This window comes from Haloarcula salina, assembly GCF_010119195.1.
GTDB classification, from domain to species: Archaea; Halobacteriota; Halobacteria; order Halobacteriales; family Haloarculaceae; genus Haloarcula; species Haloarcula salina.
The window spans coordinates 649210-666420 of record NZ_WRXL01000001.1 but is presented as its reverse complement, the minus strand read 5'-3'; the positions used below and the strand labels follow the sequence as shown (position 1 = coordinate 666420).

Genomic DNA, 17211 nt, shown 5'->3' with positions numbered 1-17211 from the left:
CACCCCGCCTCAGAAGTCGAACCAGCGAGCGAGCCCGCCGAGCAGTAGCACCAGTCCGCCGGCGATGAACGTGCCGGGGACCGGGAGGGCGAACAGGACTGCGCCGATCAGGAGTACGGCCGTTGATAATCTCATTGTACCCTCACGTACGGCGGCCCCACGGGAATCCTCGCTGTTTGCACACGCAAGCACCGTCAGGGGTATGCCGCTCCGGTCCGCAGCGCCGGTATGACCGACGAACTCGCCTGGGAGACGCTCGACTCCGAGGTCGCCTACGCCTGCCCCGGGTTCGACATCGTCCACGAGGACGTTCGCCTCCCCGACGGCACGGACACCGACTTCGACTTCATGCGCGAGGGCGACAGCGTCGTCGTCTTGCCCTTCACCGCGGGCGGCGACGTGGTCGTCATCGAGGAGTGGCGGCAGGCGGTCGACCGCGTCAACCGCGGACTGCCGGCCGGGTCGATGGAGCCCGAGGACGACGACCCCGAGGCCGCGGCCCACCGCGAACTCCGGGAGGAAACCGGCTACGCAGCCGAATCGGTCTCGCATCTCTACACCGCCGAACCGGCCAACGGCTACGCCGATTCGACGTTCCACTACTACGTCGCCCGCGGGTGTGAGCCGGCCGACGACCAGGACCTCGACTACAACGAGTCCATCCGCGTCGAGACGACCGACTTCGACGCCCTGCTCACCGCCGTCCGCGACGGCACGCTCCGCGACGGCCGCTCCGCCCTGGGAATCATGCACTACGCGCTGTTCGAGCGGTGAGCGGTGCCGTTTCGTCTGGAGCGGTACGCCAGCGACCGACTCGCTCCGGCGGAACGGTTAGACCCGAACTCGACCCATTCGAATCGATCACGAAAACCTGGTAAAATTGATTCGCTCTGGCATGGTCTGGACGATACCGCCTCCGTTTTTACAGGGCTCGTCCACGTCCCGGTCTAATCGCTGATTGTCGTTCGTGTCGTTGAAAACCACGACAGTGACCGTGTGTTCTCCCGCTCGCGGCTCGTCGAGTTCGATTGTGCCTCCATCAATAGCGACAGGCTTCTCTTGTGTCTGCTCTGCCGAGACGCCCGAAATCGAGTCGTCTACATATACAACGAACAACACGCTCATATTTGCTGGCACTTCTGCGGTAATGCGAATCCGGTCCTGGCCCCAAAATTTGGGTTCCATGAGACCCCAGAAGCCCACCTGAAGACCGTCTGTACACGCCGACCCCGAAGCGAGCAACGCTGCTGATGTGGCTGATTCAGATGGTGTCGTTTGGTTCGAATCCGGTGTCGTGAGCGGAGTCGCCGTCGAATCGCTATCGGTGTCGCTGAACGTGGTGCACCCCGAAAGGACGATAGATACCAGGACCACAGCCAGAAGGGTCTTCCTCATTGGTGTTGTTCAGATTTCCGAACGAGTCTATGAGTATTTTGTGAGGGGGGCCGTGTGAGTGGTGACTGACGAATTCGCTGTCACGCTCTCGACCGGTGACTCGACGGTAGATTGAAAGCCTCTGCCGTGCTACTTGTTCACATGCCATCGGTCACACTCGACGAGCAGACCGCGCGTCGACTGGACAAGCTCAGGGGCGCCGTCCGCCGCCGGACGGGGCGTCCCGTCTCGCGGGCCGACATCGTCGGCCGGCTGATCGACGACGGATACGCGTCACGCGACGAGACCGTCGACCTCTTCAGAGACGCGACGCTGTACGTCGCCGACGACGAGACGGGAGCGGTGCAGCGGCCCCAGCGGAAGCTCGTCGCCGGCTCCGACGACCGGAGCGACGAGTAGCGCGCGGCCGGCGGGCTCGCTCGCGGGCGGGAACACAACCCTTAGGCGCGCCGCCCGCCGACGACGGGTAATGACTCACTTCGAGGTCCGCCGGTACGACGCCGCGGGCCGACTGGGCGAACTGACGGTGCCCCGCGCCGGCGTCACCGTCCAGACCCCGACGATTCTGCCCGTGGTCAACCCCCACGTCCAGACGGTCGCGCCGTCGACGCTCGAATCGGAGTTCGGGGCCGAGATTCTCATCACGAACAGCTACATCCTCCACGGCTCCGAGGACCTCCGAGAACCGGTCGTGGAGCGGGGCCTCCACGACCTGCTCGACTTCTCCGGCGCGATCATGACCGACTCCGGCTCGTTCCAGCTCGCGGAGTACGGTGACATCGACGTGACGACTGAGGAGATACTCGAGTTCCAGCGCGACATCGGCTCGGACATCGGGACGCCGGTCGACATCCCGACGCCGCCCGACGTGGACCGCGAGCGGGCGACCGAGGAACTGGCGACGACCCAGGAGCGCTTGGAGCGTGCGGCCGACGCGGACACCGGCGAGATGCTCGTCACCGCGCCGGTCCAGGGCGCGACCTACCCGGACCTGCGCGAGCGGGCCGCCGCGGACGCCGTCGCGACCGGCCTGGACGTGTTCCCGCTCGGAGCCGTCGTCCCGCTGCTGAACGAGTACCGCTACGCCGACCTCGTTGACGTGGTCGCCGCCTGCAAGCGCGGCCTGGGCGAGGTCGGGCCGGTCCACCTCTTCGGCGCGGGCCACCCCATGATGTTCGCGCTGGCGGCGGCGCTGGGCTGCGACCTGTTCGACTCGGCCGCGTACGCGCTGTACGCCCGCGACGACCGCTATCTGACGGTCCGCGGGACAGAACTGCTCGACGAGCTGTCGCAGTTCCCCTGTCACTGCCCGGTCTGTACCGAGCACACCCCGGCGGACCTGGAGGCGATGGCCGACGACCGGCGCGAGGAACTGCTGGCCCGCCACAACCTCCACGTCACCTACGGCGAGATCCGGACGGTCAGGCAGGCCATCCGCGCGGGGAACCTCCTCGAACTGGTCGACAGCCGCGCCCGCGGCCACCCGACGATGCTCGACGGCTACCGCGCGCTGCTGGACCACGCCGAGCAACTGGAGCGAACGGACCCCGTCTCGAAGGACGCGTTCTTCTACACCTCGGCCGAGGCCGCGCGCCGCCCAGAGGTCCGCCGCCACCACGAGCGACTGGACCGCCTCCCGGTCGAGGGCGACGACGTGTTGCTGACAGAGGGCAGTTCCAGCGACCAGTACGACGAGTCCTGGGGCGTCCTGCCACCGTTCGGTCCGTACCCGCGCGAACTGGCCGACACGTATCCCCTGACCGCCGAGACGCCGGACCGGACCGGCCGGGCGGGCTTCGAGGCCGCGGCGACGGGCGTCGCTCGCCTCGTCGACCTGCACCCCGACGTGTCGTTCACGCTGCTCCACGACGACTGGCCCGAGACGGCGCTCGCTCGCGTCCCCGACCGCGTCCGCGTGCGGGACCTGCGCGCGAACGAGTAGAACCGTGGGTCGCGGGACTTCCCGGCCCGCCCACACTGTCCCCCACTGCCCCGCCGCTCCCACCCCTCAGACCGTCGGCTCCGGCACGTCCTCGTCGGCCGCGTCCCGCCAGGAGCGCGTCGGTTCCCAGCCGAATCGCTCGGTGGCCTTCGCGGTCGCGTAGGCCGACGCGTCCCCTTCGACGGCGCAGTCCGCGGGGACCGACCCGTAGTGCTCGCGCATGAGTTCCGTCAGCGGACGGCCGAGCGCGTTGTCCGGGCCGACGCAGTTGAACGCCTCGTGGCCGCCGAGGTCGGCCGCGAGCGCGGCCTCGACGAGGTCGACCACGTCTCGAACGTCGACGTAGGACCAGTAGTTGCCGGCCCCCGCCGCGATGTCCTCGACGTAGCCGTCGTCGCGGCAGGCGTACTCGCCGGGCGTCTGGATCCACGAGGGCCGTATCGACGCGACGGAGACGCCGTCCCGCCGCGCGATGGTCTTTCCGATCTCCTCGGTGACGACCTTCGAGAGCCCGTAGTCGTCCTCCGGGCGGAGCGCGTGGGCTTCGGTGATCGGTAGTTCGTCGGGGACCGGCGTCTCCTCGGCGAAGAAGAAGCCGTACGCGCCGTCGGAAGAGCCCTGCACCACGTCCGCTCCGACGCGGCCGGCCGCCGTGAGGACGCTGTGGGCCGCGAGCGTGTTGTTCCGGTAGAGGTCGACGCCGGGGTGGTTGCCCGCGACGGGGATCGCCGCCCAGTGGACGACCGCGTCGGGGTCGAGCGCGGTCAGCGCGTCGAAGACGCTCCCGGCGTTCGTGAGGTCGAGCGCGCGGTAGTCGACGGACGGGTGACCCTCGTCCGGGAGGGCGCGGTCGAGCACGGTCACGTCGTGGTCGGCGGCGAGGCGGTCGACGATCCAGCGACCGGAGCTCCCCCGACCGCCGGTGACGACAACGTTCATGTGCCCGCTGGGAGCGCCGGCGTCCAAAGCGTGGCGGTCCGATCGTCTCCGCCGGCGACCCGGTCGTTCGCCCGACGGCCTACAGGTCCAGCCGGAACCGCTCGCCGTGGGAGAACGTCGTCCAGCCGAGGATGCGCTCGTCGCGGTGCGGGCGGCCCGGCTCGTCGATGGCCACCTGCTGGGCCGAGACGTACGTCGGGACGTTCTTCACCGGCTGGCCGCTCACCGTGACCGCCTCCAGGTACGCCTCCTTCTGATAGTAGGAGTACGCGACCTCGTACAGCGAGGACGCGGCCTCCTGTTTGCGGGCGGGGAAGCCGTGGACGTTCTCGAACACCTCGCTGTCGCCCTCGCCTAACGCCTCCCACGCTTCGGGGTCGGAGACGTACGGTGCGTGAGCGTCGAGGATCAGTTCGATGGCGCTCCGGTCGTCGTCATCGAACTTCCGGTACTCGTAGAGCGTCGGTCCGTCGAGCTTGTCGGCGTAGAGGCGACTGAGCTCCGCGCCGGTGACGAGCGCCTTCGCCGCGTACAGCGAGTACGCGAGGCTCGACGCGCGGCTGATCTCGTTCTCCAGCAGGCCGTCTTCCCGGAGCTGGGTGAAGCCGACCTCGCGGTTGCGCTGCATGGCCGTCCGGAAGCGGTCCCAGTCCCGGCAGTACACCGCGCCAGAGGCCTGTGCCATCTCCTGCCAGTTGAAGATGTTCTGCTGGCCCATCGAGGTCTGGACTCCGTGTCCCACGTCGTCGAGGAACGTCCGAACCCACTCTTGCAGGTCCGCTTCGGACCCGACGTCGCCGTCGTCCCAGGCCTCGTGACCGCGGACGAGTTCGGCGCCCCACCACATCTTCGGGAGCGTGATGAACTGCTCGATGCTGTTGGTCATGACCGGAGCCATCCGCGTCTCGGCGTTCAGGAACCAGTGGTCGAGGAGTTCGACGGCCCTCTCGGCGTACTGGTCATCGCCGTGGTACTGGTAGGCCAGACCCAGGTCTCTGATCCGGTCGCCGGTCCTGATGGCGGCGACGTAGTCCTTCCGTTCCTCGGGGTCGTTGGGGCCTTTCGTCTTGAATTCGTGACCGTCACCGTTGTCGGTGACGCTCTCGGGTTCGGCGTCCATCGCGTCACGGACGTCTGACATGAACGCCTCGTATGCGGAGGACCACGGGCTGTCGCCGCGCTCGACTCGGGACCGTATCGCCGCAAGCGTGTCGAGGTCGACGAACATCGCGGGACGGCCTGCCGGCAGATTCTGTGACGCGGTCGACTGCTCTTGTACCGAGGTCGACCGCTCCCCTTCTGGTGTCGTCTGGGAAGCGGAATCCGCGTTCGGGTCGTCGGAGGACAACCCCGTCGAACAGCCGCCCAGCGCGGCGGTCGCGCCGGAGAGCGCGAGCAACATCTCTCTTCGTGTCGGACTCTGCACGCTCGATCCATCGTCCACCGTACAGTTAGTTAAGGAGTAGTTAATTGGCCGACGGCGGCTTCCCGAAGACCGCCGCGGGTCGCTCGTCGGGACGCGACGGTGCGGCGTCAGCGCACGGGTCGGCCCAAAGGCAAGATAGTTGGTCGCGCGCGGCCGACGCCATTGCATGACCGACTACTTCGAAGTCCACGAGCGCGACAGCGCCGCGCGGCTGGGCGAGCTCCGCCTCGCCGAGTCCGTGACGACGCCGGCGCTGATCGACGACGTGGACGCCGACACGCCGGGCGCGTGCCACCGCGTCCTCGACGACGCCGGGAGCTACTGGGCCGCGGAGCGCGACGACCCCGCGGGCGACGAGTCGCGGATCACGGTACTCCCCCACCGCGGCTTCCCGGCTGGCACGCCCGAGGAAGTCGAGGGCGCCTTCGCCGTCGACTACCCGGACGTGGACTTCCCGAGCGCGGCCGTCGTCTCGCCCGACGCCGCCACCGATCACTCGTGTGACGTGTCCGTCCTCGCCGGCGGCCCCGGCTACGTCGGGCACGCCTCGGCGTTCGTCGACGCCGTGACCGCGGTCAAGGAGGCCACGCCCGCCGACACCGCGCTCTACCTGCCCGGGGTCGCCACGCCGCGAAACGTCGCGACGCTCGTCTACGCCGGCGTCGACCTCGTCGACCCGCACCGCGCCGTCGTCCGCGGGACCGAGGGCCGCTACCTCACGACCGACGAGGCGTACTTCCTCGAAGACCTCGACGAACTCCCGTGTGCGTGCCCGGCCTGTCAGACGCCCCGAGAGGCGTTCGACCGGACGGACTGCGTCGAACACAACGTCAACGCCCTCGCGGCGGAACTCCGCCGGGTCCGACGCCGGGTCCGCGACGGCCGCCTCCGCGACTACGTCGAGGGCCAGGCCCGGCAGGACAACTGGCTCACGGCGACGTTCCGGCGGCTGGACCAGCAGTACGGCTACCTCGAAGCGCGAACGCCGCTGATCCGGCGGGCCGACCTCTCGGCGGCGAGCGAGGACTCGCTGCGCCGGGTCGAGATCCAGCGCTTCGCCGAGCGGGTCACCGAGCGCTACGTCCCGCGGTTCGACGACCGACCGCTCGTGCTGGTCCCCTGCTCGGCGCGCAAGCCCTACAGCGACTCCCAGAGCCACAAGCAGTACCACGACGCCATCAAGTGGCGCGCCCACGTCGTCTCGATGACCTCGCCCATCGGCGTCGTCCCGCAGGAACTCGAACTCACGTACCCCGCTCAGCACTACGACTCCGTCGTGACGGGCCGGTGGACGGCCAACGAGATCGAGTTCGTCAGCCGCGTCCTCGAACGCTATCTCGAAGCCGCCGACTACCCCGAGATCATCGCCCACGTTTCCGGCGAGGGCTACCGCGACATCTGCGAGCGCATCGCCGACTCGCTGGGCCGAGAGTTCACCTACACCGTCACCGACCACCCGACGACGGCCGACTCGCTCGGGAACCTCGCGGCCGAACTCGAGGGGCGGGACCGCTACCCGAAGCGCGAGCGCGAGCACAACACGATCCGCGCCGTCGCGGACTACCAGTTCGGTGCGGGAGCGGGCGATGAGCTGTTCGACGACCTCGCGACGGCGGGCCGCTACCCGCAACTGCGCGCCGAAGACGGCGAGGGGACGCAACTGGCCACGCTGGCCCAGCAGTACGGCGTCCTCTCGCTGACCACCGCCGGCGCGCGCCGCTGGGTCGAGAGCGACGTGCCGACCAAGGCGGTCGACATCGAGCCGTTCGTCCCCCACGGCTCCGTCCTCGCGCCGGGCATCACCGACGCCAGCGACGACATCCGGGTCGGCGACGACGTGGTCGTCCGCGGCGACGCGGCCTTCGGCGTCGGCCGCGCCGAGATGAGCGGGCCGGAGATGCAGTCCTCCACGCGCGGCATCGCCGTCCAGATGCGCCACGTCGACGAGCGGTGAGCGGCGGTCCGACCGCCCGACTTATCAGCGGAGCGACCCTCTCACCGGTATGGAACGGTCGGCTCTCCGCCGGTTCCGACGCTATCTGCCGGCGGCCGGATTCGCCCTCGTCCTGCTGGGTACCTCGCTCACGCCGGTCCCCGAGGGCGCGGGCGAGCAGGTCCCCGCGCTGCTCGGCATCGCCCTCGACAAGTGGGTCCACGCGCTGAGCTACGGGGTTCTGACGGCGCTGCTCGCGTGGGCCCGCCGCGCCCGCTCGCTCCCAGTCGTCGCGGCGCTCGCCGCGGTCGCCGTCTGCTACGGGGCCGGCATCGAACTCCTGCAGGGGCTCGTTCCGTCCCGCGGCCTGAGCGGCGCTGACTTCCTCGCCAACGGCGTCGGGGCGGTACTCGCCGGGGCGCTGTGGCTGGCGCTCGCTCACGCCGACACCGCTTCGGACGGGAGCGAAGCCCCCGCCCGGCGGTAACGAAGCGGCTTTACGCGCCCGTCGGTTACCTCGCGCCAATGAGTACGCCCAGTCCCGACGTGTACGAGCAGGGCAAGGGCATGGACGCCCACAACGCCGTGATGCGCGACATCCGGGCGCGAAACGACTCGACGTACGACCCCCGCGAGCCGACCCGCGTCTGGCTCGACGAGGACAACACGCCCGACGGCGTCTACCAGAGCCTGACCATCATCCTCAACACCGGCGGCTGTCGGTGGGCCCGCGCCGGCGGCTGTACGATGTGTGGTTACGTCGCCGAGAGCGTCGAGGGTGGCAGCGTCGCCCACGAGGACCTGATGGCCCAGATCCAGCACTGTCTGGACCACGAGGCCGAGAACGCCGACGAGCCGTCGGGGCTCATCAAGATCTACACCTCCGGGAGCTTCCTCGACGAGCGCGAGGTCCCCGCCGAGACGCGCCGGGCCATCGCGGAGACGTTCGCCGACCGCGACCGGATCGTCGTCGAGTCACTGCCGGATTTCGTCGACCGGGAGACCGTCGGTGACTTCGTCGACGCGGGGCTGGAGACCGACGTGGCGGTCGGCCTCGAGACCGCGACCGACCGCGTGCGCCACGACTGCGTGAACAAGTACTTCGACTTCGCCGACTTCGAGGACGCCTGCGAGGCCGCGCGAGACGCCGGCGCGGGCGTCAAGGCCTACCTGCTGATGAAGCCGCCCTTCCTCTCGGAGTCGGAGGCCGTCGAAGACATGAAACGCTCCGTGCGCCGATGTGCCGCCGTCGACGGCTGTCACACGGTCTCGATGAACCCCTGTAACGTCCAGCGCTACACGATGGTCGAGGAGCTCTACCACGACGGCGGCTACCGCCCGCCGTGGCTCTGGTCGGTCGCCGAGGTGCTCGAATCGACCGCCGAGGAGGACGTCATCGTCGTCTCGGACCCCGTCGGACACGGCAGCGACCGCGGCCCGCACAACTGCGGCGAGTGCGACGACCGGGTCCAGCGGGCGATCAAGGACTTCGACCTGCGACAGGACCCGTCGGTGTTCGAGCAGGTGTCCTGCGAGTGCGAGGCGACGTGGGACGCCGTGCTGACCCGCGAACGGAGTTACTCGCTCCCGCTCGCGCGGTGAGCGGTCGGGTCGAGGAAGCCCACGAAGCGGCGCCACACGCTCCAATCAGCTCGATTTCACTTTCACTGCGGTAAGCGTGCGCTTATACCGCTCGACCACATATTCAGACGTAGGGGCCGTCGGGCACTGTCACACGCTCCGCTGGTCCCTCTCCCCTTGATACGACGCTCGCGAGCGGCGCGACTCCGCGCCGAGAACGGCGTTACTCCGCGAAGCCGCGGAGCACGCCCTGGCCGTCGGTCCGGCCGAGATCCGAGAGCGTCGCGCGTTCGGGGTGGGGCATCATGACGGCGACGTGGTCGTTCTCGCCGGTGACGCCAGCGACGCTGTGTTTCGAGCCGTTCGGATTCGCTTCCGGCGTCACGTTCCCGTCCGCGTCGCAGTACCTGAACAGGATCCGGTCGTCGGCCTCCAGTTCGTCGAGTCGGTCGTCGGTGATCTCGTAGCGCCCCTCGCCGTGGGCGATGGGCAGTTCGACGACCTCGCCCTCGTCGTAGTGGCTGGTCCAGGGCGTGTCGGCGTTCTCGACGCGCAGGTGGACGTGTTCGCACTGGAACCGGGCGCTCTCGTTGGTGGTGAACGCGCCGGGGGTCAGCGACGACTCGCAGCCGATCTGCGCGCCGTTACAGATGCCGAGCACGGGCGTTCCCTCGCTGGCGGCCTCGCGAACCTCGGCCATGATCGGCGAGCGGGCGGCCATCGCGCCGGCCCGGAGGTAGTCGCCGTAAGAGAAGCCGCCGGGGAGGACGATGCCGTCGACGTCCTCGGGCAGGCCGTCCTCGTGCCAGGCGAGTTCGGCGTCCAGTCCCAGCGATTCGAGCGCCTGCACGGAGTCGCGATCGCAGTTCGAACCGCCGAACTGTATCACTGCGATGGTCACAGTGACCACCTCGTGTGGGAACAGAGCATCGTCGTTAGTCTCACTGCGATCGTCATTCCGCGGGGTCGACCTCCACGTCGTAGTCGTGGATGGTGGGGTTTGCGAGCAGGCGCTCGGCCATCTCCTCGGCGCGGTCGGCCGCGTCGTCGGCGCTCTCGGCGTCGAGGTCGAGTTCGAACACGTCCGCCGAGCGGAGGTCGTCGAGTTCGAAACCCAGCCGTTCGAGGGACCGCTGTGTGGTCTCGGCCTCGGGGTCGAGGACGCCCCGCTTGAGCCGGACGGTGACGGTCGCGGTGAAGGCAGTCATTACTGGCAAGCGAGCGGGCGGCGGAGAAAACGCTTGTGTTCTCCCGCGGTCGTCACGCCGCGGGATCGACCGCCGTCCAGTCGGTCGGCTGGTCGGGGAGGCCGTCGACCCTGAGTTCGAGCCCCTCGTCGCCGGACCGGACGTGAATGCGGCCGTCGAAGCACTGGACCAGGCTCTCGACCACCTGCTCGTCGTGGGCCTTCGGGTCGACGACGCACGCGCCGACCCCGCCCGCGGTGTCGATGCGACCGGTGACGGTGTTGAGGAAGCGATACACCGGCCGCACGTCCTCGCTGTAGACGAGCAGGGGCGTCACGGTCAGGATCCCGGTTCTGACGCGCTCGTATCCCGCGGCGTACAGCCGCTCGTAGTGCCCCGAGTACTCGATGCCGATGCCGGTCAGGTCGGCCGGCGTCCCGACCGCCGAGACGCAGTCCGCGGGGGGCTCGCGCCCGTCCTGTGCGCAGTCGACGACCCCGACCCGGTTCCGGTCGAAGGTCCCGCCGTAACGCTCGAAGTCTTCGGCCGTCGTGGCCGCTCCGCTGTCCGCCGCGATGATGACGACGCCACAGTCGCCGTCGTCGCATCGGAGTAGTCGCAGTCCGAGTTCCCGGGCGCCGTCGAGGACCGGTCCCGTCACGATGACGCTCGTCCCCGGATCGACGGGTCCCAGCGGGAGGCCGTCGAACGCGTAGCGGTCGTCCTGCCGCGCCGTCATCGGGGAGCTCCCCCGAGCTGTCGCCGCAACCGGAGCTGCTCTTCGACCTCGTCGGCGAACCGCCTGAGGTCGTCCAGTTCCGCGCGGCTGTATCGCCGCGGTTCGCCGTCGGTACAGCAGACCGCGCCGAGCGCGTTCCCCGCGTCGTCCGTGATTCGCGCGCCGGCGTACGACCGGATGTCCAGTTCCTCCAGCGCGTCGACGGCGGCGAATCGGGGGTCCTCGCGCACGTCTTCGACGACGACGGTCTCGTCAGTGAGGATCGTGTGGGTGCAGATCGAGTCCTCGCGAGCGAGGGTTCGCCAGTTGGCTCCCTCGCAGGCGAGAAAGCGCTCCTCGTGTTCGTCGACGAGGCCGACGAAGGCCACGTCGATGTCGAAGTGGCTGGCCATGAGCGCCGTCAGCCGATCGAACGTCTCGGCGGCCGACAGCGACGCCACGTCGTACTGCCGGACGGCGGCCAGCCGCTCGGCTTCCGCCTCCGGGAGAGGATAGGCCGCCTGCGTCGTCTCGGCGGCGGCCGTCGCGACCACTTCGGTCAATCGGTCACGCGAGCCGTCGTCCGGTTTCGGGACGTACTCGACGACCTGCTCGGGCGCTCCACGCGGCAGGTCGGAGGGGTCTCGGTCGGTGAACAGGACGCAGACGCAGTCGGGGTTCGCCGCTCGGACGGCGTCGACCGCGTCGAAGCCGTCGCCGTCGTCGAACTCGAACGCCGTCACGACGCAGTCGACGGCGTCGTCGAGCGTCGATTCAAGGGCTCGGATCGACGCCGCTTCCATGACAGCCAGCCCGGCGCTCGCGAGCGCGTCGACCGTCGCCGCTCTCGACGCGTCGTCCGGGTCGGCACAGAGGACCGTCGGCGAATCTCTCGTCACGACCGGAGGTCGGTCGCTGGGCACAAAGGTGTGGTGACCGAAAACGAAGGCTTTTGGCTCGGGCCTGCCGAATCAGCAGCAAATGAACGACGAGTTCGTCCGGAGGTGGGTACCGTGCGCCATTCGCTGACCGAGATCACCGTCGTCGGGGAGGACGACACGGGACTCATCGCCGAAGTGACCTCGCTGCTGTTCGAACGCGGCATCAACATCGAGGACCTCGACCAGGCCGTCCGCGAGGGCGTATTCCGCATGACGATGCGCGTCGACACGTCCGAGATGGTGACGACCGAGGAGAAACTCCGCGAGGACCTCACCGACCTCGGGGACGAACTCGGCGTCGACGTCCAGGTCCGGTTCCCTTCGGACCGCGAGACACAGTCCATCGCCGTCCTCGTCACCAAGGAGTCCCACTGCCTCGAGGCCCTGTTCGAGGCGTGGGCCAACGGCGACCTCGGCGCTGACATCGAGGTGGTCATCGGCAACCACAGCGACCTCGAACCGCTGGCCGCGAAGTACGACGTGCCCTTCCACGACATCGGCGACGAGAAGGGCACGCCCGACGAGGAACAGTTGCTCGACCTGCTGGCGCAGTACGACGCCGACCTCATCGCGCTGGCCCGCTACATGCGTATCCTCTCGCCGGACGTGGTCTTTCGCTACGAGAGCCGGATCATCAACGTCCACCCGAGCCTGCTCCCCGCCTTCCCCGGCGCGTCGGCGTACATGCAGGCCATCGAGGAGGGCGTCCGCATCGCCGGCGTCACCGCTCACTACGTGACGACCGACCTTGACCAGGGCCCCATCATCACACAGCGGGCGTTCAACGTCCCCGACGACGCCACCGAGGAGGAGCTCCAGCAGATCGGCCAGCCCCTCGAAGCGGAGGCGCTCATCGAGGCCATCAAACTGCACCTCAACGACGAGGTGACCGTCCACCGCGGCCGGACGAAGCTCCGGAACCCGGAGGAGACGGACGCGCAACTCGGCGCGCCCGACGAACTCGACCGGAACAACCCCGACCGGCCGATCGACGGCCTCGGCGAGTTCGTTGCAGGCGAGGACGAGGAAGTCGAGGCAGACGACTAAGCCAGCGAGGACCGCGCGGTAGCGCGTGTCCGACACCTTCGTCGGCTGTCTCGCAGAAGCGGACGACTAAGCCAGCGAGGACCGCGCGGTAGCGCGTGTCCGACACCTTCGTCGGCTGTCTCGCAGAAGCGGACGACTAAGCCAGCGAGGACCGCGCGGTAGTGCGTGTCCGACCCCTTCGTCGGCCGGTTCGCAGAGGAAGACGACTAGATTACAGAAATCAGTGTATCCCGATCAGAGGTCGCGAGCGGCGTCGACGGCCGCGTCGAGCGACGGCGCATCGAACACGCTCCCCCCGACGTAGGCGTTCGTCCCGGCGCAGTAGAGGTCGCGGGCGACGCCGATGACGCGCTCGTCGAGCGGGTCGGGCGACTCGTCGCAGAGCGATTTCCAGTCCGCGACGCCGCGCTCGCCGGCCGCTCGTTTGGCCTCGCCGACGGCCTCGACCCACGCGGGCTGGGTGCGCTTGTGGTACTGGCGGATGACCTCCTTGCTGACCTGCTGGCCGGCGTAGGAGAAGCGGTTCTCGTCGAACGTGCCGACCACGTCGGCGACGCGGATCTCGCCCTCGTGGTACAGGCATTCGATCTTCCCGTCCTCGTGGACGAGGTCGGCCTCGGCGGCCTGCTCGGTGACGACGTGGTTCACGGCCAGCGCCAGCTCTTCGAGGCGGTCGATACTCGCCGCGCCGGCGATGCGGTCGGCCGCCTCGCGGTCGAGGTAGCGGTCCTGTTCCTCGTACTTCGTCGAGAACTCCACGATCGGCTCGTCGAGGTCGACCACTTCGTCGGGCCAGTCTTCGTAGTCGAGTCCGTGGTCGGCCGGGTCGGTCCGCGAGCGCAGCGAGGAGCCGACGGGGACGCGGTTCCGGAAGACGATCTCCAGAGGGATCAGGTAGTTCTCGCCGGCGTCGGCGTGGTAGGCGTCGTAGTCGTAGCCGCCGTCGGCGAAGGGGAGGTCGGGGACCTGCGTGAGCGAGATGACCATCTCCTCGGGGGGCGTGCCGGCCGACAGCGCCTCGCCGAGGTCCAGCACCTCGTCGCCGTCCGGCAGTCGGACCCCCTCGTAGTGGGTCGGGAGGTGGTTCTCTTCGAGCAACTGGAAGTTGTACGCGCCCATCGTACACAGCGACGCGCCCTTGTCCGGGATCTCGTCTGGCATCTTCCCCCAGTCGAACACCGAGTAGTCGTCCGTGAACACGAACGCGCCGCGGCCGAGAGCTTCGGCCGTCGCCGGTTCGTCGACGCGGAACTCCTTGACGCTCGTCATTGTGCCCGCCTTTCGGGCCGGGGACAAAGACGTTTCTCACTCGCGCCGTCCGGGAAGGGTTTTCCCGCTCGCCGCCGACAATCGGACGATGGCGGCGAACCTACTGGTCGAGGCGGCGGTCATCGCGGTCGCGACGGGGGCGATCTGGAAGGGCAGCGACTGGCTCGAAACGTCGAGCGAGCGACTGGCGGCCTACTACGGCCTGCCGGAGGTCGTCCAGGGGGCGATCATCGTCGCGGTTGGGTCGAGCTTTCCGGAGGTCGCCACCGTCGTCGTCGCCGCACTCGGCGGGTCGATGCCGCTCGGGGTCGGTGCGATCGTCGGCTCCGCGATCTTCAACGTCCTCGTCATCCCGGCCGCGGCGGGCCTCGCGACGGACGATCCGCTCGAGTCGAACCGGACGCTGGTGTACAAGGAGGCGCAGTTCTACATGCTCTCCGTCTCCGTCCTGCTCATCACGTTCGCGCTGGCGGTCATCTACTACCCCGGCCGGCCGGCGCTATCGGGCGTCGTCACACGGCCGCTGGCGCTCGTCCCACTGCTTCTGTACGGTCTCTACATCTTCATCCAGTACCAGGACACGGCCGACCACGAGGCGGGAACCGAGGCCGGAAGCGGGATCGCCGTCGGCCGGCAGTGGCTCTTTCTCGCGCTGGGCCTCGGCGTCATCCTCGTCGCGGTTGAACGCCTCGTCCACTCGGTCGGCGTCGTCGGCCGCGCCGCGGGCATCCAGGAGTTCCTGCTTGGCGTGACGGTCCTCGCGGCGGCGACGAGCCTGCCCGACACGCTCGTCAGCGTCAGGGCCGCCCGACAGGACCGCGGCGTCACGTCGCTGGCGAACGTCCTCGGCTCGAACACCTTCGACCTGCTCGTCGCCATTCCGCTCGGCGTCCTCATCGCCGGCGCGTGGACGGTCGACTTCGCGATGGCCGTCCCGATGTTCGGCGTCCTGACGGCGGCGACGATCCTGCTGTTCACTGCCCTCCGAACGGACCTCGTGCTGAGCGAGTTCGAATCGTACGCGCTGCTCGGCGCGTACGCGCTGTTCGTGGGGTGGATCCTCGCGGAGACCGCCGGTGGCACTGTCGGGCTCCTGCCGACTGGGTGACCGCGACGGCGGGTCGAGGCTGTGCCGACCGGTGCCGGAGCCAGACCTGCCAGACACAGATTCGGCCACATCTTGTCTGTGACCCACACGTTTTTGACGGTGCTTTCCCTCCAGTTCAGCAATGCCGGATGTCTCAGAGCCCGTCGATTCGCCGGACGGTTCCGTCGAGTTCGACCACCGTCCGACGACCGATCAGTCGTTCGAGAACGCGCTGGCGAAGGCGCGCGACGGGACGCGACTGACGGTCGACGACGCTGTCGAACTCCTCACGACGGGGACCGACCGGGACGGCATCGACCACTACCGAAAGGAGCGCGTCCTGGAGGCGGCCGACCGCCGGCGGGCGGAGGTCGTCGGCGACGAGGTCACGTTCGTCGCGAACCTCAACAACAACGTCACCACGGCCTGTAACACCGGATGCCTGTTCTGTAACTTCAAGGACCGCTCCGAGCAGTTCCGTAGCGAGTACCAGGCGGACCACGGCGGGTTCACCAAGACGCCCGCCGAGTCCCGCGAAATCGTCCGCGACGCGGTCGACCGCGGCATCTACGAGGTCTGCTCCGTGAGCGGGCTCCACCCCGGGTTCGCGCTCGACGAGGAACACCGGGAGATCCTCGAAGCGAGCGACCGCGGCGACCTGAACTACCGCTCGCCCGCCGAGTACGACACCGACCCGGCCACCTACTGCGAGCAGATCTCGGCGATGAACGTCGGCGGCGTCCACGTTCACTCGATGACGCCGGAGGAGGCCTACCACGCCCGACGGGGGACCGACTGGACCTACGAGGAGGTGTTCCGCCGGCTGAAAGACGCCGGCCTCGACAGCGTGCCGGGGACGGCCGCCGAGATCCTCGTCGACGAGGTCCGCGACGTGATCTGTCCGGGCAAGATCGACACCGGCGAGTGGATCGAGGCGATGGAGGCCGCCGCCGCGGTCGGACTCGACACGACCTCGACGATGATGTACGGCCACGTCGAGAACGAGCGCCACCGCGCGCTCCACTTACAGCGCATCCGTGATCTGCAGGACCGGACCGGCGCAATCACCGAGTTCGTCCCGCTGTCGTTCGTCCACGAGGAGACGCCGCTGTACGAGCGCGGCATGGTCGAGGGCGGAGCGAGCCGAGACGAGGACGAACTGCTCGTCGCCGTCGCCAGACTGTTCCTCGACAACGTCGAGCACATCCAGTCCTCGTGGGTCAAGTACGGCGACGCGCAGGGCCTGAAGCTGCTCAACTGCGGCGCGGACGACTTCATGGGAACGATCCTCTCCGAGGAGATCACCAAGCGCGCCGGCGGCGACTACGGCGAGTTCCGCTCGTTCCAGGAGTACGCCGACATGATCACCGCCATCGGTCGGACGCCGGTCGAGCGCTCGACCGACTACGAACAGCGCCGCGCCGTCGACCCGGACGCGGACGTGCTCGGCCCGACGCTCGGCCCCCGAGCAGACGGCACGCCGCTACTGGAGTGAGCGTCGCCGTCGCTCTTCGTTCGTGTTTGGCCGTGAAAACGGTCGCGGCTGGGCAGGGCCGCGACCGGACCGAACTCGCTTCGTACCCGGGATAGCTGTCAGAGGCACGCCCAGGCATGATAACTATTGGTTCTCCGACCGTTGTGTAACTACCGCCTAGATGACTAGGCGCTATCCCAGTATCGACGACACGTCCGACCCGCGTCGTCCAGATTTCTCCGACCCGGGAGCGTCACAGAGCGATGCGCCGT

General features: G+C 68.7%; 18 protein-coding genes. 9 read left to right on the top strand and 9 right to left on the bottom strand.

All coding sequences use genetic code 11. The annotated features are described in order from the left end of the window. Positions 1-9: 9 nt before the first annotated feature. Positions 10-135, bottom strand: coding sequence for a hypothetical protein (locus tag GM656_RS19455; RefSeq protein WP_277815037.1), 126 nt, complete (start codon positions 133-135; stop codon positions 10-12). A 93-nt stretch (positions 136-228) separates the two neighbouring features. Here GM656_RS19455 and GM656_RS03500 point away from each other — a divergent pair, with 93 nt between their 5' ends. Next, the gene (locus tag GM656_RS03500) at positions 229-774 is read left to right on the top strand and encodes an NUDIX hydrolase (RefSeq protein WP_162412256.1); all 546 of its coding nucleotides are present in this window, start codon (positions 229-231) and stop codon (positions 772-774) included. A gap of 87 nt (positions 775-861) precedes the next feature. On the opposite strand, the gene GM656_RS03495 is transcribed toward GM656_RS03500, so the two are convergent. Further along, positions 862-1395 carry a PQQ-binding-like beta-propeller repeat protein gene (locus GM656_RS03495; protein ID WP_162412255.1) on the bottom strand — a complete coding sequence of 178 codons (534 nt, stop codon included), beginning with the start codon at positions 1393-1395 and terminating at the stop codon, positions 862-864. A 141-nt stretch (positions 1396-1536) separates the two neighbouring features. On the opposite strand from GM656_RS03495, the gene GM656_RS03490 reads away from it, so the two are divergent. Both GM656_RS03490 and tgtA read left to right on the top strand, forming a co-directional pair. Continuing rightward, positions 1537-1794 (top strand): hypothetical protein, encoded by a 258-nt coding sequence (locus GM656_RS03490; protein WP_162412254.1) that lies wholly within the window; start codon positions 1537-1539, stop codon positions 1792-1794. Positions 1795-1864: 70 nt separating this feature from the next. Continuing rightward, entirely contained in the window at positions 1865-3337 is a 1473-nt protein-coding gene (tgtA, locus tag GM656_RS03485) for a tRNA guanosine(15) transglycosylase TgtA (RefSeq protein ID WP_162412253.1), read from the top strand. A gap of 66 nt (positions 3338-3403) precedes the next feature. Here the strand turns inward: tgtA and GM656_RS03480 are convergent, their stop codons facing one another. Then, positions 3404-4276 (bottom strand): NAD-dependent epimerase/dehydratase family protein, encoded by an 873-nt coding sequence (locus tag GM656_RS03480; RefSeq protein ID WP_162412252.1) that lies wholly within the window; start codon positions 4274-4276, stop codon positions 3404-3406. Positions 4277-4355: 79 nt separating this feature from the next. Further along, on the bottom strand, positions 4356-5678 hold the full coding sequence (locus GM656_RS03475; protein WP_174242926.1) for an alginate lyase family protein: 1323 nt from the start codon (positions 5676-5678) through the stop codon (positions 4356-4358). A 190-nt stretch (positions 5679-5868) separates the two neighbouring features. Between GM656_RS03475 and arcS the strand changes: the two genes are divergently transcribed. The 3 genes from arcS to GM656_RS03460 are packed head-to-tail and all read left to right on the top strand — an operon-like array spanning position 5869 to position 9237. Continuing rightward, positions 5869-7656 (top strand): archaeosine synthase subunit alpha, encoded by a 1788-nt coding sequence (arcS, locus tag GM656_RS03470; RefSeq protein ID WP_162412250.1) that lies wholly within the window; start codon positions 5869-5871, stop codon positions 7654-7656. A gap of 49 nt (positions 7657-7705) precedes the next feature. After that, the gene (locus GM656_RS03465) at positions 7706-8122 is read left to right on the top strand and encodes a VanZ family protein (RefSeq protein WP_162412249.1); all 417 of its coding nucleotides are present in this window, start codon (positions 7706-7708) and stop codon (positions 8120-8122) included. Between the two features lie 38 nt (positions 8123-8160). After that, entirely contained in the window at positions 8161-9237 is a 1077-nt protein-coding gene (locus tag GM656_RS03460) for an archaeosine biosynthesis radical SAM protein RaSEA (RefSeq protein ID WP_162412248.1), read from the top strand. Positions 9238-9439: 202 nt separating this feature from the next. Here the strand turns inward: GM656_RS03460 and purQ are convergent, their stop codons facing one another. From purQ to GM656_RS03440, 4 genes are read right to left on the bottom strand one after another with little or no spacing between them, the layout of a single operon-like run. Then, positions 9440-10117 carry a phosphoribosylformylglycinamidine synthase I gene (purQ, locus tag GM656_RS03455; protein WP_162412247.1) on the bottom strand — a complete coding sequence of 226 codons (678 nt, stop codon included), beginning with the start codon at positions 10115-10117 and terminating at the stop codon, positions 9440-9442. Between the two features lie 52 nt (positions 10118-10169). Next, positions 10170-10424 carry a phosphoribosylformylglycinamidine synthase subunit PurS gene (gene purS / locus GM656_RS03450; RefSeq protein WP_162412246.1) on the bottom strand — a complete coding sequence of 85 codons (255 nt, stop codon included), beginning with the start codon at positions 10422-10424 and terminating at the stop codon, positions 10170-10172. Between the two features lie 52 nt (positions 10425-10476). Then, positions 10477-11142 carry a DUF7504 family protein gene (locus GM656_RS03445; RefSeq protein WP_162412245.1) on the bottom strand — a complete coding sequence of 222 codons (666 nt, stop codon included), beginning with the start codon at positions 11140-11142 and terminating at the stop codon, positions 10477-10479. Continuing rightward, complete coding sequence (locus GM656_RS03440) at positions 11139-12020, bottom strand: GAF domain-containing protein (protein WP_241692693.1); 882 nt, start codon at positions 12018-12020, stop codon at positions 11139-11141. The genes GM656_RS03445 and GM656_RS03440 overlap by 4 nt, the downstream gene beginning before the upstream one ends. Positions 12021-12134: 114 nt before the next feature. Between GM656_RS03440 and GM656_RS03435 the strand changes: the two genes are divergently transcribed. Next, entirely contained in the window at positions 12135-13109 is a 975-nt protein-coding gene (locus tag GM656_RS03435; RefSeq protein ID WP_162412244.1) for a formyltetrahydrofolate deformylase, read from the top strand. Positions 13110-13343: 234 nt separating this feature from the next. Here the strand turns inward: GM656_RS03435 and GM656_RS03430 are convergent, their stop codons facing one another. Beyond that, positions 13344-14378: a phosphoribosylaminoimidazolesuccinocarboxamide synthase gene (locus tag GM656_RS03430; protein WP_162412243.1), complete on the bottom strand. Its 1035-nt coding sequence runs from the start codon at positions 14376-14378 to the stop codon at positions 13344-13346. Positions 14379-14466: 88 nt separating this feature from the next. Between GM656_RS03430 and GM656_RS03425 the strand changes: the two genes are divergently transcribed. Both GM656_RS03425 and cofH read left to right on the top strand, forming a co-directional pair. Then, complete coding sequence (locus GM656_RS03425; RefSeq protein WP_162412242.1) at positions 14467-15486, top strand: sodium:calcium antiporter; 1020 nt, start codon at positions 14467-14469, stop codon at positions 15484-15486. Positions 15487-15607: 121 nt separating this feature from the next. After that, complete coding sequence (gene cofH, locus GM656_RS03420) at positions 15608-16960, top strand: 7,8-didemethyl-8-hydroxy-5-deazariboflavin synthase subunit CofH (protein ID WP_162412241.1); 1353 nt, start codon at positions 15608-15610, stop codon at positions 16958-16960. Positions 16961-17211 lie beyond the last annotated feature (251 nt).